Raw genomic sequence first — 26,406 nt, forward strand, 5'->3', positions numbered from 1 at the left:
TCCGTATCTGAAATACGCGAAAGTAACATAATATGCCCCTTTATCTCGTTGGCGAAAATATCGATAAAACCCGTGGCCACCGTCAAGCGGAGGCTGGGAAACTGGTCCAGCTCATGCGCGGCATCTACGTTGATGCTGACGATGATATAGATCAGACGGTACGCGCCCATGCGGTGCGCATCGCCAAATACCTCTATCCGAATGCCTACCTATCGGCCGCCAGCGCCGTGCTGCTCGGCCCCATGCGTGATGGCCGCCTGTTTCTGACCGGCCGCCGCGTGCAGCGCCAGCGCATCAGAGCGCTCGAAATCATTCAGAACAAAGCGCCGGACCACCCCTCCATCGCGCAGGCGGCGGTCGGCGATGACATGGGCGAGTTCCGCGTGGACGTGTCTTCGCTGCGCCAGCGTTTTCTGGAAGCCTTCCGCATCCGTAGTGAACATGCGGCCTCATTTGACGAAGACATGAAAGAGGCAATCGCTGCGCGGCTGATCGAAGAATACGGAAGTCCGGAGAGCGCCGCCGATGCTGTGTTTAAGCTTGCCCGCGACAATGACTGGCTTGACGAAGGGAGTGCGGCTGAGCGTTTCCTAAAACGGAAGCCAACGGCCGCTGTCGCCGTTACCAACCAGGCTACGCTCGACCTAATCGTGGCGTGGCATGGCGTCGCGATCGGCAACTTGGTGCATGATGGCTTCGAATGGCGATGGAAGGCATCCGATCCGGACGGCCCGCCGCTTGTGCGCCAGACCACGCCCGGCAGATTGCCGCCCTTCATTGAATCGCTGTTGCCGGAAGGCTGGTTGAACCGGGTGCTGAACAGCCCGGACGAGCGGGCGGAACTGCGCACCGGTAAGCGCTATATGTCGAACATCACGATTGTAGAGCGAGCGAGCGAGCTGACGACGCTTCCAGCCGACATTCTACTGACGCGGCTGAACGGCTTCACGACAAATCACCTGTTTACAGGGACCTATGCCGGTCCCGGCCGGGGTGATATTCATGATACGTTCGAACAGAACCTGGCAAAAATCTTCGCGACGGGCGCAACGCCGCGCCTGTCAGGCGTTCAAATCAAGGCGCCGATGTTTCTCGACGCCGACGGTACGCTTATGCCCAGTTCGAACAAGCCGTTCACGCATATTCTCAAGCCCGCCGGAACGTCGGGATTTGAGGCGCTGCCCGCAATAGAGTGGCAGTCCATGGAACTTGGCCGGGCGGCCGGGTTCATCGTGCCCGCCATTGCGCTTGTCGCTATGCCGGACGGCATGCCGCATGCGCTTGCAGTTGAGCGGTTTGATATCCGCACAAGTCTTGACGACATGCGCCGTCTGGCGCTCGAAGACATGGCATCCGTTCTCGGCGTGCGGGCGGAAGACAAATACACAGGCACCATGGAGCGGATTGCGGCAGCCCTGCGTCCTCTCTCCACCGACGCCGATACCGATTTGCTGCTGGTCTTGCGTCGGGCCCTGTTCGCGTGGCTGATCGCGGACGGCGACATGCACCTGAAGAACATGGCCGTCCTGAAAATCGCGGAACCAGGCAGAGGAGATTTTAGCTCGGTCCGTATGGCGCCGCTCTACGACGCTGTAACAACGCGGGTGTTTCCGAACCTGCAGAATGACCATATGGCGCTGAAAATCAGCGGCAAGGACGAACGGCTGAAAAGAGCGGATTTCCGGCGGTTTGCAGCGACGGCGGGTATTCCGGCGGCGGCGGCGGACACGGCCATGGATGAACTGGCGGCGGCCCTTGCGCGCGGCGTGGATGAGCTTGCTCTGCCGGACCCGCTGACAGACGGTTCAGTCGGCGCTGAACGGGCGGCGCAGATGCGGGAAATTGTCCGCGAGCGTTTGGCCACTTTTGATTAGCATCGAGCTAAATTCGACCTTGAGCAATGGGTCGCCCGGCTCATTCCGCAGCAGTACAAGCGTATACCCAATAATGTTTACCAGAGGGTTCGTGCATTGCTTATTTGCGAAATTCTGTGAAGATTGCATTCCGCTAATATAAGACAGCCACTACGTGCAGAAATAAAAAGGACAGTAAATGCAGTATTGAAATGGAGGGGGAACAGATGTGGAAACGACTAGCAGTCACTCAATGCACCGCGGTGCTTCTTCTCCACGTGATGCCGGCCTCCGCCGGCCTCTTCGACGGCAAGGGAGTCGATATTGGACCCATTCACATCGATCCCACCAACCCAGTCGCTCCAGTTTCTCCTAAGAGCGCGCCGGCGCCTAACCCAGCCGCTCCGCTTGCTCCGGCTAAGGTGACGGATACCGTCCAAAAGGCGCTTCAGGACACTGCAAAGACCGCACAGGATGCAGCCAAGCAGGCTTCCGACCTTGCGCAACGCGCGGCCGGAGAGGCTGGGAAAGGAGCAATGGCTCCTCTTGTTGCTTCCACCAAGGCTGCCAACGACGCAGCCGACGTCGCAGCAAAAGCTGCGCATGATGCCGAGGAAACAGCCAAAAAAGCCGGAAAAGACATCAACGATACTGCGGTAAAGGCGGCGCGGGACGCCGCTGCGACGGCAGACAAAGCAGCAAAGGATGCGAACGCCACTCTCGCTAAAGCGATCGACGATTCCGGACGCGCAATAGACAAAGGCGCGAAGGATGTGATCGATGCAGGAGTGGTGGTCGGAAAGTTTCTTGAAAACCAAGCGAAAGGACACGTGAAAGCACTGTCCGATGCGGAGCGGCGCTTACGCGAGGGAAAAGTCGTTGATGCCGTCTGGCACAGCGCAATGGACCCGCTGAAAGATACCGACAAGAACGCCGCCCAAGCCGCGCAGGAGAGTGTAATCCTGCGCACGGTTGCCCAGGTCGCTGCCACCGCTTACGGAGGGCCTGCTGGCGCGGCGGCATTTGCGGCCTGGTATACCTTCCATCAAACAGGGGATGCGGGGCTTGCATTGAAAATGGGGCTTATCGCGGGTGCTACCGCATACGGTTTTGATGCGGCCGGCACTCTTCCCACCGATACCGCGGCGCAGGTTGCTCAGAAGGCTATAGTTACGGGAGCCATTGGTGGTGCCGCCGTTGCGGCTGCCGGTGGTGGCCAGGAAGCCGTTCGGGACGGCTTCCTGCTTTCCGGAGGGATGGTTCTGGTTCAATACGGATATCAGGAAACCACCGATCATCCACTCGATAGCGAGGCCCTGAAATCTTCGAAGGGCGATGCATACTGCATGGCGACCCTCGATGCGCCGTGCTCGCCTCCAGATGTTGCCGTCGAGCACGGCCCCGATGGGCAACCGGTTTATGAAACAGAGGACGGAATAAAGGTCCCTAAAGTTGACGTTACCAAAACCGATCCGGCCCGGCCGCACGTTGGCAAGTGGTCGACGGCGGACGGCGACCCGCCGTTCGTAGGAGAGCGGAGCGCAGGTATGACCGCTGTTTCACGAGTCCCCGGTATGAACGCCATGTCCGTCTTCCATGATCAGTGGGCCGTTTCTTGGCACTTCGATCAGCTGCCAGCGGGTAGCGCCGTCACTGTGGCGACAATACCGCCTGCTGTTGTGCTGACGTATGTCGGAGCTGGATCGCCATACTACGAAAAGCTGCAGGAAGCCGGGACCGAGAAGGCACAGAAGCAGAACTGACATGGCCTGATCCGGAGCCGACGGCGGTGCCGGTTCCGTTTTGCCGTATTGAACTAATGCTTCTATGCGAAATTCCGGCGCCGTCCATCCGCTCCGAATTTACGCTCGGCCGTTTATTCCTTCCTGCCGCCACCGCAGCTGTCAGTTGAGGGAATTGTTTCCTCTCCCCTTCGCCAAAGCCCCGACAAATGCTAGGTTTCGCGGACTCCGGAGGGCTTTGATGAAGATTGTAAGGTTGGACATAACCGGGTTTCGCGGGATCGAAAACGGCACGATTTTCTTTGATGATTTCACCGTCCTGATCGGCGCAAATAATTGCGGAAAAACGACAATTATCGAAGCTCTCGCCCTTCTGCTCGGACGCGACCGGCTGGTGCGGAACCTGACGGAGCATGACTTTTTCGGCTCGGATCCTCAAGCGGCCGACCGAATCAGCATCATTGCAACGGTAGCGGGCTTTTCACCCAACGACCCGGAGCACCATCACGACTGGTTCCGCGCGGGCCGCGGCACCGAGAAGTGGTTCGATCCCGCGTCCGGCGAGCTTTCCCCCGCTCAGACCGCCCAGGCCAGTCAACTGGCCTGCCAGATCGCTTTTTCCGCGCGGTTTGACCGGCTGACGCTCGATGCCGAGGCGGTGCGGTATTTCTACGATGACGCCGACGCCGGGGATCCTTTCGCCGAAGACACGACCATCGTTCCCGTGCCGACGAACCTGATTAAAGAGATCGGCCTGTTTCTGGTCCCCGCTAGCCGGACATGGGACAAGATGATGTCCTTCGGCTCCGAGCTGTTCCGGCGAACGGTCGCCTATGTGGGCGGCAATCCGTCCGAAGCGGTCCTTGCCGAGCGCGACAGGCTGCGGCAGCCCGCGCAGCCTCTGGAGCAGGACGGCCAGCTCTCCGAGCTGGTCGGCAATATCAATGACGACCTCCGAAAGCTGTTCGGCCGCGATATCGCGCTGACGCTCCGGCTGACCACGACCGACAGCGAAGGCGTGCTCGACGCCGTCATGCCGCATTTCAACGAGCAGGATAAACCGGCGCTTCCGGGGAGGCGTCACGGCAACGGGCTGATCTCCCTGCAGACGCTCATTCTGTTGATGCGCTTCGGCAACCTGCGCAAGGCGCGCGGGGACAATTTCATCATGCTCATCGAGGAGCCGGAGCTTCATGTGCCCCCGCCGCAACAGCGCAAGCTTCTCCATTATCTCAAAAAGATGGCAACCCAGACCATGGTCACGAGCCACTCTCCGACTGTGGCCGCCGTCGCCGATCCCCATCAACTCGTCCTCGTCACCAACCAGACCGGGCAAATCTCCGCAAAGCCGCTTCTGGCGTCGCCGATCGACGCCACCGCAAACGCGGTGCGCCGCGCCCTTTTCCTTTCGGACCGCAACGCGACCGTTTCGGCGGTCATGCACCCCGCCGTCCTGATACCGGAAGGAAAGACGGATGCGGGCTGGCTGCGCTTGTTCTGCCGCGTCGCAGACCTGACGGAGCCCGCAGACGCGCCGGACGGAGCCACGTTCACGCACGAAGTCGGCGTCATTCCAACCAAGGACGCCCGCATCCTCGATACCTATCTGGATCTCGTGGGCGTGCACCCATCCCTAACATGCTTGGTGGACGGAGATCAGGCGGGATCGGATTACAGCGCGGCGCTTAGCGCGGCGAATCCGCGATGCCGGCGGATCGTGCGGTGGCCGGATGGCTGGACCATCGAGGATGTCGTGGCCTGGGTCTGCAGCGCCGATGCAAGCGTTCTCGCGCTGCCGGACGTGGCCGGGCTGGGTCTGCCCGCGAACATCGCCGATCTCGCAGATCACCTCAAAGTCCAGGCACGCAAGAGCGACGAAATCCTGCACGCGGCACTGGCGGATGCGATTACCGCGAAACCGCTCTGCAGCCGCCGCGTCCGTCATGCGCTGTCCACGCTTGCGGCCATTGCCACCGGCCGCCCGCCGCTGGCAAATTACGCGACGGACCAGCCTCATCAGAACGGCGTCACTCATATCTGGACTTTCAACAATGCCTTTCCGGGGATTTGAAGGACCGGCAGGATCTGGGAAAACCTTCCGCCTGATGCAGGCGGTGGCGCAGCGTCTTCAGGATCAGCCGATTCTCCCTCACCAGAAGATCCTCTCGCTCACCTTCATGCACGGGTCACGCCGCCGCCTGGATGCAGAGTTTCGCGGCAATCCGGCCCTAAGCGGAAAAGCCGTCGCCATGACGATCGACAGTTTCGCGCAAAACGTCTGGCACAGGTGGCGCACGCTCGCAGGATCCCTGAACGCCGAAGTCGGCGACTTCAACCAGACCTGCGATGCGTGCGGCCAGCTCCTCGAAAAGGAGGCCGTGGCGCGTTGGGTTGCACGGTCTTATCCGGTCATCGTCGTTGACGAAGCCCAGGAGCTGGCAGCGCCGCGGTTGAGAATGATAAGCGCCCTCGCCGGTCACAGTGCGGTCTTCGTCGCCGCCGACGAATTCCAGTGCCTAGACGACAACGTGGACACCGCTCCGTTCATGACCTGGTTCGCCACCGGCGACATTACGCCGCTCGATCAAATTCACCGGACCAACCAGGCGGGCCTGCTCGCCGCGAGCGCGAATTTGCGCCAGCTTATCGCACCCGCTCCGGGGCAGGGCCTGCAGATCCACTACGAATACCCGAACATGGCTCCCTTCAGGATCGGTTCGGCCATCGCGGCGGCCCACGGCACCGTCGCCGTTCTTTACCCGCCCGGAGGTGGATCCTGGGCGCAATCGCTGGCGCAGCGTCTTTCCCAGGGCCTTTACTCCGCGAAGTTCAATATTCCTCCCATCATCCTGGCGCACGAAGCCCGTGCGGCAGACAAGGTGAATGCGATGATGGCCGCGATCGGCGATATCGACGACATGGGGTATAAGGATCTCATGCGCCGGATCGCCCCGCTCGAAGACCAGCCTTTGTGGATGCCGAGGGTCCAGGCGTCGCTTCGCGCCAGCGCCCATCGCCTTGGCAAGACAAACTGGACTTCCGGGGAGGTCAGGACGCTGATGGAGCGCACGGCGGCCAACCATCGAGCTTATTCGGGCGACCGGCCAAGGGGCGTTCCCCTCCTATCGATCCATCAGGCCAAAAACCGGCAGTTCGATCACGTCATCATCCTCTGGCCACCCGGTGTTCCGGGGGATGATGAGCTGAAAGCGCGGCTGCTGTACAACGGGATCACTCGCGCGCGCCGCAGTTGCAAGGTTTTTGTCCGAACCCAGGCGCTGCTGAACGAAGCGCCCTTTGTGTTCGCGCAGCCCGCTTTCGCCGCGACTGCCTGAGCGATTGGGGAGTGCTCGATATCGCCGCCCTGCGCCTTCATCAAGCCGCAGCACGTCCTTGTCGATCCCCAGCGACCCCCCGCACGTGACCGGCACCGGCGCCTCACTTGGCTGCCGTCTGTTTCTATCGTTGGTGAGCTAATCTTGCTACAAGGATTGTATGAATCTGACCTTTGGCTATGATTGTATTACGGTGGAAATTATTACCACCATCGATCAACGTGGTTTTGAGGTCGCACTGTGGAACCTCACACTAGAAGGCCAGACTATACATGGGTCTCATCTTTAGTTGAGGCACTCAGCAGCCTGTTGAAGATTGTCATTATTTCGATAGTGATGATTTTTCTGCTCCTGCACTGGCAATATTTTTCTCGGTGGCTTGAGGGCGTGACCCATGGCGAGTTCCTGGGCCTTAAGTTCGATCGCGCTGCTGCTGAACAGAAGATAGACCAGTTGGTGATCGAAAAAGCCCAAAGCGGCGCAACCCGTCCGTTTGCCATTGGGGCTCTCGCGCGGGCAGAAAGAGTATTGCCCGCCATTAGCGGTGCCAGGGTGCTTTGGGTCGATCAGGATCCTGGAAACAACGTCATCGAGCGAGGCGTACTCGAGAATATGGGCATCACAGTACAACTTGCCTTGTCCACAAGCGAAGCACAAACATTTCTACGCGCCGATAACTACGACTTGGTCATTAGCAACGGCTACCGCGATGAAAAACCGACGCTTCTGAAGCAATGCCCCGCATACTACGTAGATTTTCCATCTAAAGCTCTTCGTGACCAGTTCGGCGATGATCTCCAAAAATTCAACATACATCAACAGAGCGACCCTATTGGTGGGTTCGCGATGGCTGAGGTGCTCGTGGCGGAATATACCACGGTTTTCGGGGACCGGCAGGTTCCCCGCATCATCTACTATACAGCTTCCAATGGTGGCCTGGTGGCAGATGCCTGCTCGCGCATTGTTACGAACCGTCCTGATGTCCTGCTTCAGTCCGTAGTGAGCGCACTAGGGTCCGGACCCAATAACTGGCTTCCCAAATCGGTCTAATGGTGATTCAGTGTCTCTGTTTTGGAGGCAACGATATGACTGATTTCTTTTGGTTTTCGGATGCGCAATGGGATCGGATAGCGCCGCTTCTGCCCACGGACGTGCGGGGAATGAAGCGCGTTGATGACCGTCGCGTGCTGAGCGGGATCGTTCATGCCCTGCGATCCGGTGGCCGTTGGGCCGACTGCGCCGATGTCTACGGACCGAAGAAGACGCTCTACAACCGGTTCGTCCGCTGGTCAGAGCGCGGCATATGGGAAGGCATTTTCAGCGCACTTGCCGGGTCCGAAGACGCACCCGATCAACTGTTTATCGACAGTTCCTGCATCAAGGTGCATCGTTGTGCGGGCGGTGGAAAAGGGGGGCCTTGGCCCGTGGTATCGGCCGCACGAAAGGTGGACGCAACACCAAGCTCCATGCTGTCTGCGACGAGAAAGGCCGCCCGTGCGTCCTGCTCCTGACGCCCGGAAACGTCAACGATTGCAAGGTCGCCGAGCTGTGTATCGCGGCCATGCCGCCCTCTGCCGAACTCGTCGCCGACAAGGGGTACGACAGTCAGGCTCTGCGTGAATGGCTGGAAGCGCGTGGCACCCAACCCGTGATCCCGCCACGCAAGAACCGCAAAATCCAGTATGAATACGACAAGACCGTCTACAAAAAGCGTAACGTCATCGAACGCATGTTCTGCAGCCTCAAGGATTGGCGGCGCATTGCAACGCGCTTCGACCGAAACATCCAAAACTTCATGAGCGCCATCGCACTCGCAGCTGCCGTCATCTGGTGGCTGTAACGAGTCCGGACCCTAGAGGAACTCAGGTGGCACCATCTCGAAAAGAACCCCAGCGAAGATGCGTCGAAATAAGTTCGCCTTTCCCTTCAGGGTTTTCCATCACGCGGTCGCGGAAGTCCGACGTCACCTCTCGGGTGCGGATATGAAACAGCAAATCTCGACGCCGCACTAGAACGGGAGTTCCGGCTCCGGCGGGGCCACGCCGCGCCGCTCCCAGCTTTCCCGGAATTCTTCTTCCCGGCTGATACTGGGAAATGACCCGCAAATATCAGCGCCGGCGCGACCGTTTCCGCGTCAATCTCACCAAGGCGTCTGGTCTTTGAAAGGCCCCTCCCCTCCTCGGCGTGAAATCGTTAAGTCAAAAATCGGTGCTTGATTTTCAGCTTAGCGCTTCAATTGAAATCGGTAAGTAAAAGCCACATCAGGCTTGATACTCACGCCTGATCGTCGCGGTCCTGGTTCAAAGCCTCCAGCTGAGCAGTCCGGCCTCCGCGCCGCTCTTGCGTCTTGGGCCTAAATCGAAGAACGTTATGTCCAGAAGCGGTGAGGCACGCCTCACCGTCGATGAGGCGCAAATATCAGCGACGGCGCGATCGTTTACGCACCAGTATGACAAGGGCATCAGGGCTTTAGCCATATTGCTCCTTTGTCAAATTTGAAATCATTAGCGACAAACCGTGTACCGGATTTCTCGCTCAGCGCTTCAATTGAAATTCTTAACGAGAAACCACAAAATCTGCCCCACGTACCCCCATTTTTGTTAGCGGGGCAAAATCGGTGGCAGAATTTTAGTGGCCGCTTATAAAAAGTGTGCATAAGCCGGCGCGTTGAATCCGGCTGGTCGGCGCAGGGATTCCTAAGACGGGGCAAATCATGATTCGCTCCGGGCATGGCAAAGAAGCGGCTCCCCTCCCCCGAGCATGCCGACACGCTTTCACTGAATGCGTTGCGCAGTCTGGTGACGGGTTTGCTGGAACGGTCGCAGCAGGCGGAAGCGCGACTCGAGAAGCGCGAGGTCCACAACATCCAGCTGCGGGAGGAAAACGCCGCCCTTCGGCTGGACAACACCCGCCTGAAACTCGAGAACCAGCGTTTGCGCGACGAGATCGCCCGACTGAAGAACCTGCCACCGCGACCGCCGTTTCGGGCCTCCGGCATGGACAAGGCAACCGACAGCAAGCCCGGCGACCAGCAGCCATCGAAGAAAAAGCCACGCGGCCCGAAGCTGGACGTAAAGCGGGTGAGCCGCCAGGAGATCCTGCGCATCAATGCCCCGGCCGGCTCACGCTTCAAGGGGTACAAAAGCGTCTATGTTCGCGACCTGGTGCTCAAGGCGGAGCTCGTGCATTACCGTCGCGAATGCTGGGTGACGCCGGATGGCAAGACGGTACTGGCAGCCTTGCCGGCCGGGATCATCGGTGGCTATGGCGCCAATCTCAGGCGGCTGTGCCTGATGTTGCATGCACAAGGACAGGTAACGACCGCGCGTCTGACGACATTGCTCAATGACATTGGTCTCGACATCTCAAAACGCCAGATCGTACGGCTTTTGACCCGACAGCTGGATGGCTTTGTTGCCGAGGACGCGGCGGTGCTGCATGCCGGTCTGGTGTCGTCGTCTTATGTCACCGTCGACGACACCGGCGCCCGACATTCCCATAATCCATGTTACGCCACACACATCGGCGGCCCTAATTTTACTGTCTTTCGCACCACAAAATCGAAGTCCCGCCTGAATTTCCTGTCGCTACTGCGCGGCGGTTACCAAGATTATGTGCTGAACGATGCCGCGTTCGAATACCTGAAAGAACGCCGTGCAGATGCGGCCGTTACTGCCGGACTTCGCGCTCTTGAACCGCAGCGCTTCTGCAATCAGGTGCCATTCCTGGCGCATCTGGCCGACAAGGGTATCAACATCTTTGACCGGCAGGAGATTGGCACGCTCGCCGAGGCCGGCCTCTGGGGCGCCATCCGCCATCATGGCCTGGTGGGCAACATGGTGATCGTGTCCGACGACGCCGGCCAGTTCCGAGTGGGCAATCACGCCCTGTGCTGGGTGCATGGCGAGCGCCTTCTGCAGAAGCTGATGCCGGCGACCGCGAAGGAAGAGCGGATGCTTACGATGGTTCGCGATCTCGTGTGGCGCTTCTACAAGGCGTTGAAAGCCTACAAGCAGAATCCTTACCCTCAGTCCGCTCCCGCGTTCCGACGACGTTTCGACAGGATCTTTACCCTGCGCACCGGGTATGAGGCTCTCGACAAGTTGCTCGAACGGCTGCATCGACGAAAGAATGAGCTGCTGAAGGTCCTCGAACATCCCGATATTCCGTTGCACACCAACGCATCGGAGAATGACCTGCGAACGTTTGTCACGAAGCGGAAGATCTCCGGCGGTACGATGAGCGAGGATGGACGTGTTGCGCGCGATGTCATGCTCGGCTTGATGAAGACGTGCCAGAAGTTGGGGCTTTCCTTCTACCACTTCCTCGGTGACCGGCTCGGCATTGGCAAAGGTCACGCCGTCCCGCCGTTGCCGGCGATCATTCTCGCTCGGGCCTGACCTCCGCAGCCGCTCGGACTGGCCGCACTCAGCGACGTTGCCCAACGAACCGCCAGTGCCACCAAATCTGCTCCACGTACCCCGGAGGCTCCAGCATGAGCCAATTGTCGAGATTATAACCCTCTGGAAACATGGAAACCACGTCATTAACTAGAAGCTAAATCGAGATTCACTTCCGTCATCGCTGCGGATTTTGGACGACGTTTTAACCATCGATAATGATCGCTTATCGATGACGGTTTCATCTCACGTTGCCTGGATAGCCGCCGGTCTTCGCCGGAAACGGCGTGAAGGGGCTAGCAGAGGGCGTTCCTGTTCCCACCCCTCCCCTAGATCCGATCGTTTTCAGGCATTTCAGCCATAGGAGCTCACTGACGCGCGCTACGCCACCCGTCCGACCCGATACTCGTCTGCGGGCCAGAATCGAGTCTGACGAGGCTCCGTTTTGTTCATAAAACACGCTTGCAAAGGGCCACTTTCTCACGCATTCCTTATCTGTACAAACCGTCCTTAAACGAAACTCGAAAAGGCGCCATGGCGAAGCCACAAACCGTCAATTCCCACCTGCGTCCTAAGCGGCTGATCGGCTACGCCCGTGTGTCGACGGACGATCAGGTCCACGACGCCCAGATCGATGAATTGCGGGCCGCCGGCTGCGATCGGATCTATCAGGAGCACGGCTCCGGTACATCGCGTGCCCGACCAGTATTGACCCGGCTGCTCGGTGAGCTCACCACCGGCGACGTTCTGGTCGTCGTCCGGCTTGATCGGCTGGCCAGATCGGTGAGCCATCTCTTATCAGTGATCGAGGACCTCGATGAGCGGGGCGTGCATTTCCGGTCGATACGTGACCCGATCGATACTTCGACGCCACAGGGCATGTTTTCCCTTCAGGTGCTCGGCGCCGTCGCGCAGCTCGAGCGTGCTCTAATCGCCGAACGTACCAAAGCTGGGATCAAGGCCGCGAAGGCGCGCGGCAAACTTCCTGGAAACCCGGGTCTGCGAGAAAGGCGACCGGAGGCAATCAAAGCAGTCTCGCAAGCGCGGGAGAAACGCTATCTCGATGAGCTCATTGTCTCGGCGCAGACATGGCTACCGGTGGTGCGACAACTTCGGCCGCAACATAGCTGGGATAATGTCGTGCGGGTTCTAAATCGCCGCGGTCACGACTGGACCGTCGAACGCCTCCGTCGCGCCGTTCATCGCCTAGTCCGCGAAAAGCTCGCGGAAAACGAACTGTTGGACCGGTCACCTCGCCGCGCCCCGGAGGACCATCTGATGAAGCTAGTAGCAGCGATCGCCATTGCCGATCCTGATCTGTCGCTTCGCCACATTGCTGCTCAGCTGGACCAGATGGGAGAGCGGCCTGCGCGCGGCGGCAAAAAATGGCAGCCCTCCTCTGTCCGGCACCTACTGAACGAAGCCCACCGGTTCGGCCTTATCCGGCGCTGAGGTCATCGTTCATGGGCGACTATTGTGCGATTCTCTTTCCTGCCGAGGAGGGTCGACCGGTTTTTCAGGCTCGGCCTCTTGACGATTTCCAATACCTGCTCTCAGACTGTCGGTGATCATCTCGTACAATCAAACACATTTTTGACCTTGCGGTAGTTGCAGACCCTGTCCACCAAGCCCATCCATGGCGTTGGCGAATTGCAACGCTGCGATCTTGTTCGTCATCGGTCCTAAGCGCAGCATAGGACCGTCTGGCTAGAGCCTTTCAGGGTTATATTGAAGCGTGCTGTTGGCTCAAACGGAGTCGAATGGTCGACTGGCCGGCGCGCGTCGTAGCCAAAGCATACGGCCAAGCCGGCCGGTCGATCAGGCCGCCCGTTTCAGCCAACCCCGGTGGTTTGCTTGCGAGCCAGCTAGGGCCGGGCATCTTTCCGCCAGGATCAGAGGCGATCGGCTCGGCCGTACGCTGGGGTATGCCCTTCGCCAATCGCCTCTGCCCTGTCGAAAACCTGCTCCGGCAGAACGCTTCAATTTAACCCTGAAAGGCTCTATATGCCGGTGAATTTTCCCAGAGGAGCAAGATTTTTATCTGAGAAAGGCGGCGCGATCTAAATCCTTCTGGATAGGTGTGCTTTCCATTGCGCTTGCCGACCGTCGCATAGTTCCCCGGTCGGCCACCTTCTGCAACGGCCCGGTAGCTTAGAAGGCCCTTACATAATCCAAACTTGCTTTGTTTCCTTACGCCGGACGAGAACATGAATATCACCTGCATTCATTGCCCGCGCCAAAAGAGTCATTAGTTGGTCCTGCTGCCCCTCAAAGCCGTTGCGACGTAGGCAGTCGGCCACCGCATGATTTAAAGCGTGCCCGCGTTTCACGATCTCTCCGAAATCCAGCGATCGACATCCCGCTTATCAAACATTTCCGAGCCAACGTGCGTCAACCATACCGGCAGGAATGCGTGAACGAACTCGCCCCCATCCGTTCACAACCACCCTCAAGCAGATCTGTAAGGCCGGCGAGCTCGCTTGAACCCATTGCCATTGCGGCAACCAGATGGGGTTCGGCGATATTGCTGGCATTGACATAGCCCCGAAGAACGGGGTCGGAAGGAGTGAAAGTAACAACAGGTCCTACCAGCCCGACACTCGGCCGCGGTGGCTCTCATCGGCTTTGGGCAGGCTGTCGTCAAGATCGGTAGTGTCCGGAAAGTCCAAGCGAAGGAACCGGCCAAGATCCGCTTCAAGAAGCGACGCGAGCCGCACCAGCCATTGCTGGGCGGCGTCCCAGATCCGCAAAGTCAATTCGAGCCCATCTTTCTCGCGCCTGCTTTACTCCAGCCACAAATGCCGGTGCCACGTTTCCGTGATCGCCATAAACCATCGTTTACGGCTTCCTGCGGCGCGATGAACAGAGGGAGCGTCTCCACCTCCTAGAAGGAGGATGCAGTTGACTGGCGTTCGACTTCGATCAAAGTTCGGCCCATCGGACGAAACGTCAGTTGGTAGTCGATGGCCCTTCGAAGGCGCGCCCTCTCCTGCCCCAGGGATTCCTCCGAGATAACTAGCATGTCCGCGGCGGTCTTCTCCGCCGGCAGAAGATCGAAGCGTTGGCTGCGCCAATATCCATAGAATTTGAAGGAGCCGCCGAAGTTGACGAGCGGGTTCCCCTCAGCGGCAGCCTCGTCCTTACGCGACAAGAGCTTCAAGATGGGGTTCCCGGTGAAGTCGATGCGCGAGCCATTCTGGCCGCGTCGCCAAGCTCCAGCCTGGCGCGATGCAAGCTAACTGGCGCGCTACCAAGGTCGATGTTATCCCGCCCCGCGGACGAATGCCGTCAGTCCGCCGCGACAATTTCGCTCGCTCGGCAACCTGCCGCTTAAGACAAGGAAAGGCCTCGCAGATGCTACGTAACACTGGCTCATGCCAGTGAGGCCCCATACGGTTGACCGCCTTCAGATCGTTGGACAGCTGGACGATTAGCGCGTAGGCGGCTCAACTGGGATTTGACCACATTGATATTCTGGCTGAGCTCGACCGCGTTCGCGGCGTTTGTCATTTCCCAGCCAGTAGGATTGCGTAATAGATCTACAGCAGCTCGACGGCGTTGAGTACCTTTCCAGAACGGGGAGGGCGGAGGCATAGTACGCTCTCTCCAGGACAAACCTACGCGCGGCGACATGGCAGTTGGCAAAGCAACTGCGGATGAGCGGGTAGCTTTCGAGGCTGCTATGGGAACCGTCCTCGGACACAAAAAACGCCATAGTACCGGGCATCAAGGTCAAAGGGTTTGCTGCGGCACAGCGGTGTCATTTTGCGTTGGCGACCCTTTCAGCCATCTGCCGTGCGAGCTGAAGCAACCCTGATCACGTGAGCTCGGTGAGGGGCCAAGAGCGAAGAAGACATGTCGAATGGCTTCATGGCATGACCAATCTATTGGTAGACAATCAAACGCGGCCCCCCGGCATCCCGCTTCGAGTCCTTAGCACTGGGGCAAAACTGGAAGGCGTGCGATTATCCAGAACGGTGCCATATTATGAGTACGCGGCGAGCGCGCGACGTCAGATCACCCCTTGCTTCCCTCTTGCAGTTTGTTGGGAGCTCCCAACAGGATCGCTTCCCATCGCAGTTGCCATGCCGATTTGCCCTGAGCTGACGCGGCGCCTCGCAGAGTGCCATCAACATAGGGCCGAGGCTAAACTCACCTCGTTCCGCGCGAGCGGTGAGATCCCGCAGATTTCCGCCCGCTGAATTTATGTGGCCACCTTGCTTCCGCCTCTTGCAGTTTGTTGGGAGCTCCCAACAGAATCGCTTCCCATCGCGATTGCTATGCGGATTTTCCCTGAGCTGACGCGGCGCCTCGCATGAGTGCCATCAACATAGGGCCGAGGCTAAACTCACCCCGTTCCGCGCGAGCGGTGAGATCCCGCAGATATCCGCCCGCTGAGTTTATGTGGCCTCCCCGCTCCAGAATGCAGGCAATCACCACAGCAGCATTCTCTGGGCCCATGATTTCGCAGGCCTGCTGATAGGCAGAGGGCGAAACGCCCAGCATCGAACGAACCACCACAGCAGCGGCCATCATATCGCGCCATTGGTCAATTCTCCCGCCCGGCGCGTAATCTGATATCTGCGGGCACGCTCGAACGACCATGCCAAGTGGAAATGATTTTATCGGCTCCCCTTGACGCTTCGGCGCCTGGCTCGGCTTTCGCCCCGGCTCTGTTCTAGAGCTAGGTTCAAGTTCATTAAGGGATTCGGTATTTGAATTCTGTATGTGCTGGCGGATTTCGATACCATTGGCGTCGGATTTCGCTGAAAGAACCTGTGCTTCCAATATGTTGACCACGCCTTCCCGCAGCAACGACAATTCCTCCAGGAGAGCTGTCAAGTCCCCAACCGCTCTGGCGTTTCGAAGCCGTGATACAACGGCAATAAACTGCTCCTCAACCCTTTGCCAATCGCCGGAAGCGCCTTCCTCTATTGCAGCGGAAATGAGCTTCCGAATATCCCGGCGCTCGATCGTGATTTTTTCCTTTACCACCTTCAGCCGCTGGTTTTCATCAGCCACCCGCTGGGCCATGATCGCGAGCTCTTCCGATCGCGCAAGCAGTGGAGCCAAATTGAAGCCGAAAGCGGTTTCGATGGCACCGTCCCGCCCCTTTCGTGCGTAGCGCTTGCCGTTCGGGCTATCGTTTCGGTGGATCAGACCGGCCTCGACGAGAAGTGCTAGGTTCTCCCGAAGGGTCGTGCCAGCGATTCCGTTGGCGCGAGCGGATAACTGCGCGTTTGACGGAAACACGATGAGATTGGCCCCTTCAGTCAGATCAGTCTCGGGATAAAATGACAGCAGCGCGTTGAGTACAGCCAGCGCCCGGTCGCGCAGTCCAAGTAGGGTCCGCGCATCACAGGCGTCTCGGTAGATCTTCCACTTGTCGGCTGACTTGTGCTTTCTTATACTGGCGGACTCGAATTGAGCTTTCACCAAGGCAAGAGTCATTGGCCGCCGCCCGAAGGGCGTCGCTATGCGATCAGTCTGCATTTTCCTTTACCTTTCGAAAGGCAACAGAAAACGATCACCAAAACGATGCCAAAGACTCTTGACGTGGATTCCGGGAAATGCGATTCTCTAGGTGCGAACTAATTGAGAAGGGCTTCCGGGATCTGTTTCGGGGGCCTTTTTCTTTGCCGTGTGAGATTGGCCTGTTCACCCAACACACGCTTAGCTCATCGCTCTTCTCCATTACCGTTGAGTTCTTGGAATTCCCTGTACAATTGATCCAGCTTCGTCGAGACGAACTGCCCAAAAGCGGGAACGACCTTTTCCTCGAAGATGATAGTCGTCTTGCGTTCACGCGCCTCGACGCGTGCCGCGCGCTTTCCATGGGGCGTCTTCCAGAGGTCCGAGCTCTTAGCACGCTCTTTCCTGCGGGGCTCGCTAAGTGCGCGTAACAACCCGTCAAAACGCGCGTCGCTTTCCAGCCTCTCCTCTGCGAAGACCGCGAGCAACTCGTGTGCGGTGTCAAGCTTGGCGGGGGAGGCGAGATGCTCGACGAGGGTCATCCAGCGCGCGCGGCCGGCTTTCGGTGCGGGACCGATCAATCTGACTAGGTCTTGCGGGATCTGGCGGGCGATGGCTACGTAGCGGCTGACGTCCGCTTTGTCCGAGACGAGCGCCGCAATGATCGTCGGCCGGTCGCATCCGTCATCCTCAAGGTTTTTTGCAAAGAAAGCCTTCTCGATGAAGGACAGATCTTTCCGGTCGAGGTTCTCTCGGCCCTGGGCGACATATAGCTGACTGTCCGACAAGTTGCGAACGATCGCACGCACGGGACGGCGCAGCTTTTCTGCCGCTTTCAGGCGGCGCCGGCCGTAAGCGATTTGGAATCGTCCTGGCGCCTGAGGGTTTGGCCGCACAAGGATCGGAACCTGCTGGCCATGTTCTGCGATGCTTTCGACAAGAGCGTCGAACGCAGGATCGACTTCGATAGGGATTCGATCAACGATCTTGGACGTATCGATTGACGCCGGTTCGATCGAGATGACCGCTTCACCTTCGGCAAGCTGCTGCTGGAGTTTGGAGGCCTGTTTGGCGTTTTCCGCCATCTCATGGAGCGACGAACCCATAGCCGAGATTGCGCCGGTGCGCACGCGGTCGCCTGATTTGGAGGCTGATGAAGCGGTAGCAACCGGCTTCTTCAGGAAGAGAGAGTCGATCGAATCCTTCCTGCTCACATTTCCTCTCCTATTCTATTCCGACTGCGAGTTTTGCTCGTTGTTGGGAGCTCCCAATAACCCGGCCGGCAGGAAAACATGGCGGTGAGAATGTCCATCACGCGCGGCTCCAGGCCTGTTTGATAAGGGTCTCGATCTCGACATTGACGGCGTCCAGGGCTTCCATCGCCCTGTCATAGGTGGATCTGGTGAGATTTTCGCGCCCAATCTCGTAAAGCGTTTGCTTCGTAAGACCGGCATCCGACACGGCCGCGGACTTAACCATCGGGTTCGTGAGGACGTGGTCGTCGAACAGATTGCGGAGGAGGGCGGCGACCTTGGTTTGTGGTGCATCTTGTGGCTCGAACCGCGTCAGCAAATAGCGGACGAAATCATACTTGAGGTCACCACCTGCCTCCCGAACGACACCGAGGAGGTCTCGGGTCATCATCAGAAACTGGCTCATCGACGAGACGTCGAGCATTTGTGGGTGTACGGTCACGATCATCGCAGTGGCCGCGCACAGCCCACTCAGGGTAAGGAAGCCGAGCTGCGGCGGACAATCGATCACGATCACATCGTAGTTGTCGGCAACACCGTCGAGCGCTTCTGCCACACGCGCGAAAAAAAGCGTTTCACCGCTACCACCAGCGCTCAGAGCCTTTGGAGTTGTGTGCTCGAACTCCATGAGCTCAAGATTACCGGGCACCAGATCGAGCCCGTCGAAGTAGGTAGGGCGAATAACCTCAGACAAATCGCGGCGCTCCTGGTCATATCGGATGGCAGCATAAAGGGTCTGATTGGAAGCAACATCCAGTTCCGGAAGAACGCCGAGCAGGGCCGATAGGCTCGCCTGTGGATCTAGATCCACAGCGAGAACGCGATAGCCCTGTAACGCGAGATATTGCGCAAGGTGAGCCGACGTCGTCGTCTTGCCTGATCCCCCCTTGAAGTTCGTTACCGCAAGAACCTGAAGATGCTCGCCGGGACGGCGATGGGGGATAAAGTCAACGCTGCCGCGGCCGCGCGTTGAGTGGGCCAGCAGGTGTCGTATTTGGTTTATCTCGGACAAGGTGTAGAGCCGCCGACCGTTGCTGGTCGTTTCCGGCTGCGGACCTTCGCCAGCCAGGGTCATCTTTCTCAACGTGGAATCGGATACACCCATCAGCCGGGCGGCTTCGCCGGACGTGAATTTTCGCAGGATCTTGTGAGAAGTAGGTGGAAACAGTGCTTCGCTCATCGACTGAAGGTGTGAACTCAGCAGATCGGCCTGCGCGCCGATCGTCTCGTCGACGCTGGGCAAGGCCTCGCGGTTATTATTCGTCGCCACGCTCACGTTGAAATCTCTCATCACGGTTTTATCGCCAGAACAGAATATTTACCGTGACGATACCCGAAACGCTTTTGCTGGCAAGGTCTTAATGGTTAACGGCTGTTTAACGCAGACGAGGCGACGAGATAGTCACGCCCGGACTTCTGACGTGTTTTCAAGCGTTTAGCCAAGCCATGCCCTTATTACGTTCCCGATCTGTTTATCTGTGAATCCTACAAACCCTGCAATGGGCGTTTTGCTTCAAAGTGCCGAACCGAAACCGACTCAGAGATCAACGGATCGCGACTCACTCGCCAAACTTTGTAGGATTCGACAACTGACGCCCGATTCCGATTCGTGCTGAGTTTCTGTCGTTCAACAACGACGGAGAGACTTATGCAGATTCTAGCGATCTCGAAACCTACAAATCATTCTGAAACCCAGCTGCTTCAAAACCATCATCAGCTCCGTGCGGCGGTCTTTTCCAACCGGCTGAATTGGGATGTGAAGGTCGTTAACGGCTGCGAGGCAGATGCATTCGACGCTCTGGGCCCGAATTACATTCTGGCCATCTCAACAGGCGGACGACTAGCGGGCGCCGCACGCCTGCTTCCTGCTACCGGCCCGACCATGGTGGCGGATGTGTTTCCCTCCCTGCTTCCTGAAGGTCGGCTGAACGCCCACCCCGGTATGATCGAAAGCTCCCGGTTTTGCGTCGACACCACGCTCGAAGAGGGGAGGGGAGACGGTACCGTACACGAGGCGACAGTCACCATGTTCGCCGGGATCATTGAATGGTGCGTCGCGAACGGCTTCTCCGAGATCGTCACGGTGACCGATCTCAGGTTCGAGCGAATTCTCGCTCGTGTGGAATGGCCGCTGCAGAGATTGGGCCAGCCTCAGAAGGTCGGCGTAACAACCGCCGTCGCAGGTACGTTGCCCGTGAACGCTGGGATCTTCGAGAGGCTACGGCCACCGAACTACCGATCCAACCTCACAACCTTCAGCCAAGCAGCCTAAAGGAGACCGCCTTGAACCAGCTTCGCTCCCATCCCCGGCTCGTGCGCAAACTTCAGGAGGCGCTTGGTGGTCAGCTCTGCGTGGCCCTCGACGATGCGACCGTCGTGGAAATCATGCTCAATCCGGACGGAAAGCTCTTCATCGAACGGCTGGGCCAAGGCGTTACGCCGGCCGGAGAAATGTCCTCCGCGGCCGCAGAAATGGTGATCGGAACCGTCGCCCATGCGCTTCAGTCAGAAGTGGATGACGAACAGCCCATCATATCTGGGGAGTTGCCGATCGGCGGCCACCGGTTCGAAGGGCTGCTGCCCCCTTTGGTGGCTAAACCCGCCTTCACCATTCGGCGCCGAGCGTCGCGGCTCATCCCGCTCAACGACTACATTCGGTCTGGGGTGATGAACGAGCAGCAGGCATCGACGATCCGCAGGGCCATCGCCGCACGGCTTAACATCATCATCTCGGGAGGAACAGGTTCCGGCAAGACGACGCTCGCGAATTCAGTGATCGACGAAATCGTAAATTCCGCGCCGGAAGAGCGGCTGGTCATTCTCGAGGATACCGCCGAGATCCAGTGCGCGGCTGAAAACGCCGTTCTCCTGCACACGAGTGATACCGTCGACATGGGGCGTCTATTAAAGAGTACGATGCGGCTTCGGCCTGACCGCATCGTCGTCGGTGAGGTCCGCGATGGCGCTGCGCTCACATTGCTCAAGGCGTGGAACACCGGCCATCCCGGCGGGGTGGCGACAATCCACTCGAACAGTGCCATGTCGGCGCTTCGACGACTGGAACAATTAACTGCCGAAGCAAGCCAGCAGCCGATGCAAGAGGTGATCGGCGAGGCGGTCGACCTGATCATCTCGATCGAGCGGACGCCGCGCGGACGGCGCGTCCGCGACGTAATTCGGGTCGAACGTTTCGCACGCGGCCAATACGAAACCGAATCCGATCAGCTCACCGAAGAAGAGGAGGCGCGTCATGTCGCGTAAGGTTTCGCTCTTCACCACCGGGCTCCTTCCGGCCCCTATCGTGCTCACCTCATTTGCTCCGGCTCTCGCCAGTTCCTCGGGCGGTGGTCTGCCTTGGGAAGGACCGCTGCAGCAAATTCAGGAGTCGATCACCGGTCCGGTTGCGGGTGCCGTTGCGCTCGCGGCGATGGCGATAGCCGGCGGCATGCTGATCTTCGGCGGCGAGCTCAACGATTTTGCGCGCCGTCTCGTCTACGTCGTGCTCGTGACAGGAATCCTTCTCGGCGCGACGCAGATTGTCGGTCTATTCGGTTCGACCGGTGCGTCGATTGGATTGACGAACGATCAGCTCAATCCGACCCCTATTGGGGAGGCGGCAAATGGCTGAGTCGCTAGCGGGACTGCACCGCAATCTCATTCATCGGGCTCTCTCCCGTCCGAATCTTTTGATGGGAGCAGATCGCGAACTGGTGCTGCTCACCGGACTTGCCGCCGTCATTCTGATTTTCGTCGTCCTGACGATCTATTCTGCGATCTTCGGTGTCGCAGTCTGGATCCTGGTCGTCGGGGTTCTCAGGATGATGGCAAAGTCCGACCCGCTGATGCGCCGGGTCTATATCCGGCACATTTCATACAGGCCCTACTACAAGGCGACGAGTTCGCCTTGGCGCCGGTACTGAGGAGGCGCCCATGGTCGCTCTGAAACGCTTCCGGGCCACAGGCCCATCCTTTGCCGATCTCGTTCCTTACGCCGGTCTCGTCGATAACGGCGTTCTTCTTCTGAAGGACGGCAGTCTCATGGCGGGTTGGTACTTTGCCGGCCCGGACTCCGAAAGCGCGACCGCTCTCGAACGCAACGAGCTGTCGAGGCAAATCAATTCAATCCTCTCTCGGCTCGGAAGCGGCTGGATGATCCAGGTCGAGGCGATCCGCATACCGACCATAGACTACCCGTCCAACGATCGGTGCCATTTCCCCGATCCCGTGACACGCGCGATCGACGCCGAGCGCCGGGCGCATTTTGCGCGCGAACAGGGACATTTCGAGAGTAAGCATGCAATCTTTCTCACCTACCGACCGCTGGAGTCGAAGAAGACGGCGCTGAGCAAATACATCTATTCGGACGCGGGAAGTCGCAAGAGGTCTTATGCAGACACGGTGCTCTTCGTGTTCAAGAACGCCATTCGGGAAATCGAGCAGTATCTAGCGAACAACCTTTCGATCCGTAGGATGGAAACGCGTGAGGTCAGTGAACGAGAGGGGACGCGAAGTGCCAGATACGACGAACTGCTGCAGTTCGTTCGCTTCTGCATCACCGGTGAGAGCCATCCGATCCGGCTTCCCGACGTTCCCATGTACCTCGACTGGATTGCGACAGCTGAGCTCGAGCATGGGCTGACGCCGAAGATCGAGAACCAGTTTCTCGGGGTTGTCGCAATCGACGGATTGCCGGCGGAAAGCTGGCCCGGGATCCTAAACAGTCTTGATTTGATGCCGCTCACCTATCGGTGGTCGTCGCGCTTCCTCTTTCTCGATGCCGACGAGGCGCGACAGAAGCTCGAACGCACCCGCAAGAAATGGCAGCAGAAGGTCCGGCCCTTCTTCGATCAATTGTTCCAGACGCAGAGCCGATCCGTTGACCAGGACGCCATGACCATGGTTGCCGAGACCGCGGACGCAATTGCACAGGCTTCGTCGCAACTGGTCGCCTACGGCTACTACACGCCAGTGATCGTGCTGTTCGATCACGACCGCGAAGCTCTCCAGGAGAAGGCGGAGGCGATCCGACGGCTGATCCAGGCCGAGGGTTTCGGAGCACGGATCGAAACGCTCAACGCCACCGATGCGTATCTTGGCAGCCTGCCGGGCAATTGGTACTGCAATATTCGCGAGCCATTGATCAACACCAACAACCTGGCCGATCTTATCCCGCTCAATGCGGTCTGGGCAGGTAGTCCCGTTGCGCCATGCCCGTTCTACCCGCCGAATTCGCCGCCGCTGATGCAGGTGGCCAGCGGCTCCACACCGTTTCGCCTCAACCTGCATGTCGACGACGTTGGACATACCCTGGTGTTCGGTCCGACGGGCTCCGGCAAGTCGACGCTTCTGGCGCTGATCGTCGCGCAGTTTCGGCGCTACGAGAACGCCCAGGTCTTTGCCTTTGACAAAGGCAACTCACTGCTGCCGTTGACGTTGGCGGGTGGCGGCGACCACTACGAAATTGGCGGAGACACCGAAGGGGAGGGAAGGGCGCTTGCCTTTTGCCCTCTCTCCGAACTCGGAAGTGATGCCGATCGGGCCTGGGCGAGCGAATGGATCGAGATGCTGGTCGCGCTGCAAGGTGTGACCACAACGCCCGATTACCGCAACGCCATCTCCCGACAGGTTGGCCTGATGACAACCGCTCCGGGCCGATCTCTCTCGGACTTCGTGTCTGGCGTTCAAATGCGCGAGATCAAGGACGCGCTCCACCATTACACTGTCGACGGTCCGATGGGCCAGTTGCTCGATGCCGAGCAGGACGGTCTTTCGCTCGGAGCCCTGCAGACCTTCGAGATCGAGCACCTCATGAATATGGGTGAGCGCAATCTGGTGCCGGTGCTCACCTATCTGTTCCGGCGCATCGAAAAGCGCCTCGACGGCTCGCCAAGCCTGATCGTGCTGGACGAAGCCTGGCTGATGCTCGGTCACCCCGTTTTTCGCGCAAAGATCCGCGAGTGGTTGAAAGTGCTGCGCAAGGCGAACTGTGCCGTGGTTCTCGCCACACAATCGATCTCGGACGCGGAGCGCTCCGGGATCATCGACGTCCTGAAGGAATCCTGCCCGACGAAAATCTGCCTTCCGAACGGTGCGGCGCGCGAGCCGGGAACGCGGGAATTCTACGAGCGCATCGGCTTTAACGAGCGCCAGATCGATATCGTCGCTGCCGCGACCCCAAAGCGCGAATATTACGTCGCCACGCCAGATGGCCGGCGCTTGTTCGACATGACGCTCGGCCCTGTCGCGCTGAGCTTTGTCGGGGCCTCAGGCAAGAACGATCTGAAGAGTATCCGGGCGCTGATTGCCGAGTACGGCCGCGACTGGCCAATCCACTGGCTGAACACGAGAGGAGTTCACGATGCCGCATCGCTGCTCAATTTCGAATAGATGGATGACGGGCTTGAGCGCCCTCGCAATCGGATTCGCTAACCTGGCGCCAGCCGAGGCTGGCACCGCCACCGGCGCAGCAACTGAGTGGACGCAGGTGCTCAACAACAGCGAGCTGGTTTCGCTTGTCGGTCAATCCGGGGAGCAGATCCAGAACCAAGTGACGCAGATCAGCCAGCTTGGCCATCAGATCGAAACGCAGCTGAACATCTATCAGAACCTGCTTCAAAACACAGCGACACTGCCATCTCACATGTGGGGACAGGTCGAGAGCGACCTCAACCGGCTTCGCAGCATCGTTGACCAAGGCCAAAGCATTTCGTTCTCGATGGGTAATGCCGATGATGTCTTGCAGCAGCGCTTCCAGAGCTATGCGAATCTCAAGACCAACCTTCCGAATGCCGCCAGCTTCTCGTCCACATACCAAACCTGGTCAGATACCAACCGTGACACGATCGCCAGTACATTGAAGGCGGCAAGTCTCACGGCCGACCAATTCGACAGCGAGGGAGCCACGATGTCTTCGCTGCGCTCGATGTCCGAGACCGCCGACGGGCAAATGAAGGCACTCCAGGTCGGTCACGAAATCGCTTCGCAGCAAGTAGCGCAGATGCAGAAATTGCGAGGGCTCGTCTCACAACAGATGACTATGATGGGCACCTGGCTCCAGACCGAGCAGACTGACAAGGATCTCGCACAGGCTCGCCGGGAAAAGTTCTTTAGCGCAACTGCACCTTCAACGTCCGGCGGCGAAAGGATGAAAGTCGAATGGTGAGCATGCGTGCCACAACAAGCTTTCACGTGCTGCGAGCCGCAGTGTTGATCGCCGCACTTTCGGCGGTGGCAGCCCAGCCTGCATTCGCCCAAGAAGGATCGGTGCTAACATCACTTCAAAACCAGATCTCGACGGCTGCCAAGGGGTGGGAGACCACCGTCATGGATGCTGCGAAATCGTTGTTCCAGATTCTCGCGACGATCGAGATTGGCATTGCAGCCGTCTGGCTGGCCATCCAGGCCGCATCACTTGATAGCTGGTTCGCAGAGCTGGTGCGACGGATCATGTTCGTCGGCTTCTTCGCCTTCGTGCTCGGACAGGGGCCGACCTTCGCCAAGGCTGTGGTCGACAGCCTTTTCCAGATTGGGGCTGGCGGTGGAACTGCTTCACCTGCCGACGTCTTCAACGCTGGCCTCGCCGTCGCAACGAAGATGTCGGAGAAGATCCAGTTCGGCCTCTTCGAGGACAACGCGCTCGCGATCTCGGCAGCATTCGCCATGGTCGTCGTCGTCATCTCATTTTCGCTTGTTGCCGCGATTTTCGTGAGTGTGATGGTGGAGATGTATATCGGTCTGCTCGCCGGCATGATTATGCTCGGGCTTGGCGGATCATCCTACACCAAAGATTTCGCAGTCCGTTATTTGGTTTACGCTTTCTCGGTGGGAATGAAGCTCATGGCGCTTGTCATGATCTCACGTATCGGATCGGAGGTACTGATCGGACTCGCGAACCAACCCGATATCGGAGACCAGTTTCAGACTGCCTTGGCGATAGCCGGTATAGCCGTCGTCATCTTCATCATCGCGAGCTACGTTCCGAACATCATGCAAGGCGTAGTGCAGGGGGCATCGGTTTCGGGAGGGATGGAGGCTATTCGCCACGGCGGCCAAGCCACGTCCTTCGCCGCAGGCGCCGGTTTTCTCGGAGCAGGGGCGGCTGGAGCCGGATTTTCGGCAGGCCAAGCGGCTCGAGCCGCGGGCTCGTCGGTCATCGGAGCTGCCTTCAAGGGCCTCGGCGCTGGCATCGGCTCGGCCAGCAGCGCTGCAGGGTCCGCAGCCAAGGAGAAGGCGATCGGCTCGCCTGGCGCATACGCGGGATCGATCCTAGGGCTCGCCAACGCCAAGCTCGATGAAAGCCGCAGTGGCCACAGCGCCGCCAAGCGACCACCCGAACGCAACGACTAACAACA

Annotated in this window: 20 protein-coding genes and 1 pseudogene; 16 read left to right on the forward strand and 5 right to left on the reverse strand. The window is 58.9% G+C overall.

Annotated elements, in window-relative coordinates:
- Positions 1-32: 32 nt before the first annotated feature.
- From RGCCGE502_RS33230 to RGCCGE502_RS39055, 9 genes are all read left to right on the forward strand, one after another.
- Complete coding sequence (locus RGCCGE502_RS33230; protein ID WP_040676192.1) at positions 33-1,874, forward strand: type II toxin-antitoxin system HipA family toxin; 1,842 nt, start codon at positions 33-35, stop codon at positions 1,872-1,874.
- A 206-nt stretch (positions 1,875-2,080) separates the two neighbouring features.
- On the forward strand, positions 2,081-3,616 hold the full coding sequence (locus RGCCGE502_RS34870) for a hypothetical protein (RefSeq protein ID WP_016558618.1): 1,536 nt from the start codon (positions 2,081-2,083) through the stop codon (positions 3,614-3,616).
- A 220-nt stretch (positions 3,617-3,836) separates the two neighbouring features.
- Positions 3,837-5,666: an ATP-dependent nuclease gene (locus RGCCGE502_RS33240; RefSeq protein WP_016558619.1), complete on the forward strand. Its 1,830-nt coding sequence runs from the start codon at positions 3,837-3,839 to the stop codon at positions 5,664-5,666.
- A 34-nt stretch (positions 5,667-5,700) separates the two neighbouring features.
- Entirely contained in the window at positions 5,701-6,930 is a 1,230-nt protein-coding gene (locus RGCCGE502_RS33245; RefSeq protein ID WP_016558620.1) for an ATP-dependent helicase, read from the forward strand.
- Positions 6,931-7,239: 309 nt separating this feature from the next.
- Positions 7,240-7,980, forward strand: coding sequence for a hybrid sensor histidine kinase/response regulator (locus RGCCGE502_RS33250; protein ID WP_016558621.1), 741 nt, complete (start codon positions 7,240-7,242; stop codon positions 7,978-7,980).
- A gap of 35 nt (positions 7,981-8,015) precedes the next feature.
- Positions 8,016-8,770, forward strand: a protein-coding gene (locus RGCCGE502_RS36245; protein ID WP_439332358.1) for an IS5 family transposase whose coding sequence is annotated in 2 segments (ribosomal slippage) — positions 8,016-8,345 and positions 8,348-8,770 — 753 coding nt in all. Because the reading frame shifts where the segments join, the coding sequence is not laid out codon by codon here.
- An 889-nt stretch (positions 8,771-9,659) separates the two neighbouring features.
- Entirely contained in the window at positions 9,660-11,330 is a 1,671-nt protein-coding gene (locus RGCCGE502_RS33260; protein WP_016558624.1) for an IS66 family transposase, read from the forward strand.
- 534 nt (positions 11,331-11,864) lie between these two features.
- Entirely contained in the window at positions 11,865-12,782 is a 918-nt protein-coding gene (locus RGCCGE502_RS33265; RefSeq protein WP_016558625.1) for a recombinase family protein, read from the forward strand.
- A 308-nt stretch (positions 12,783-13,090) separates the two neighbouring features.
- On the forward strand, positions 13,091-13,318 hold the full coding sequence (locus RGCCGE502_RS39055; RefSeq protein ID WP_016558626.1) for a hypothetical protein: 228 nt from the start codon (positions 13,091-13,093) through the stop codon (positions 13,316-13,318).
- An 896-nt stretch (positions 13,319-14,214) separates the two neighbouring features.
- Here the strand turns inward: RGCCGE502_RS39055 and RGCCGE502_RS33275 are convergent.
- From RGCCGE502_RS33275 to repA, 5 genes and pseudogenes are all read right to left on the reverse strand, one after another.
- A complete protein-coding gene (locus tag RGCCGE502_RS33275; RefSeq protein ID WP_016558627.1) occupies positions 14,215-14,490 on the reverse strand; it encodes a hypothetical protein in 276 nt (91 codons plus the stop codon).
- 952 nt (positions 14,491-15,442) lie between these two features.
- Positions 15,443-15,553 (reverse strand): annotated as a pseudogene (gene repC / locus RGCCGE502_RS38590) (replication initiation protein RepC); the annotation flags it as partial.
- A gap of 55 nt (positions 15,554-15,608) precedes the next feature.
- Complete coding sequence (repC, locus tag RGCCGE502_RS33280; protein WP_016558628.1) at positions 15,609-16,823, reverse strand: plasmid replication protein RepC; 1,215 nt, start codon at positions 16,821-16,823, stop codon at positions 15,609-15,611.
- Positions 16,824-17,008: 185 nt separating this feature from the next.
- Positions 17,009-18,016, reverse strand: coding sequence for a plasmid partitioning protein RepB (gene repB / locus RGCCGE502_RS33285; RefSeq protein ID WP_016558629.1), 1,008 nt, complete (start codon positions 18,014-18,016; stop codon positions 17,009-17,011).
- Between the two features lie 97 nt (positions 18,017-18,113).
- Positions 18,114-19,346 (reverse strand): plasmid partitioning protein RepA, encoded by a 1,233-nt coding sequence (gene repA / locus RGCCGE502_RS33290; protein WP_019280633.1) that lies wholly within the window; start codon positions 19,344-19,346, stop codon positions 18,114-18,116.
- Between the two features lie 357 nt (positions 19,347-19,703).
- Between repA and traI the strand changes: the two genes are divergently transcribed.
- From traI to trbL, 7 genes are read left to right on the forward strand one after another with little or no spacing between them, the layout of a single operon-like run.
- Entirely contained in the window at positions 19,704-20,327 is a 624-nt protein-coding gene (gene traI, locus RGCCGE502_RS33295; RefSeq protein WP_016558631.1) for an acyl-homoserine-lactone synthase, read from the forward strand.
- Between the two features lie 11 nt (positions 20,328-20,338).
- Positions 20,339-21,316: a P-type conjugative transfer ATPase TrbB gene (gene trbB, locus RGCCGE502_RS33300; RefSeq protein ID WP_016558632.1), complete on the forward strand. Its 978-nt coding sequence runs from the start codon at positions 20,339-20,341 to the stop codon at positions 21,314-21,316.
- Positions 21,306-21,683, forward strand: a complete 378-nt coding sequence (locus RGCCGE502_RS33305; RefSeq protein ID WP_016558633.1) for a TrbC/VirB2 family protein — start codon at positions 21,306-21,308, stop codon at positions 21,681-21,683. The genes trbB and RGCCGE502_RS33305 overlap by 11 nt, the downstream gene beginning before the upstream one ends.
- Entirely contained in the window at positions 21,676-21,975 is a 300-nt protein-coding gene (locus tag RGCCGE502_RS33310) for a conjugal transfer protein TrbD (RefSeq protein ID WP_016558634.1), read from the forward strand. Before RGCCGE502_RS33305 ends, RGCCGE502_RS33310 begins: the two co-directional genes overlap by 8 nt.
- 10 nt (positions 21,976-21,985) lie before the next feature.
- Positions 21,986-24,442, forward strand: a complete 2,457-nt coding sequence (locus RGCCGE502_RS33315; protein ID WP_016558635.1) for a conjugal transfer protein TrbE — start codon at positions 21,986-21,988, stop codon at positions 24,440-24,442.
- Complete coding sequence (gene trbJ / locus RGCCGE502_RS33320) at positions 24,414-25,217, forward strand: P-type conjugative transfer protein TrbJ (protein ID WP_016558636.1); 804 nt, start codon at positions 24,414-24,416, stop codon at positions 25,215-25,217. The genes RGCCGE502_RS33315 and trbJ overlap by 29 nt, the downstream gene beginning before the upstream one ends.
- Positions 25,211-26,401, forward strand: coding sequence for a P-type conjugative transfer protein TrbL (gene trbL / locus RGCCGE502_RS33325; RefSeq protein ID WP_016558637.1), 1,191 nt, complete (start codon positions 25,211-25,213; stop codon positions 26,399-26,401). Before trbJ ends, trbL begins: the two co-directional genes overlap by 7 nt.
- Positions 26,402-26,406: the final 5 nt, after the last annotated feature.

This window comes from Rhizobium grahamii CCGE 502 (assembly GCF_000298315.2).
GTDB lineage: Bacteria > Pseudomonadota > Alphaproteobacteria > Rhizobiales > Rhizobiaceae > Rhizobium > Rhizobium grahamii.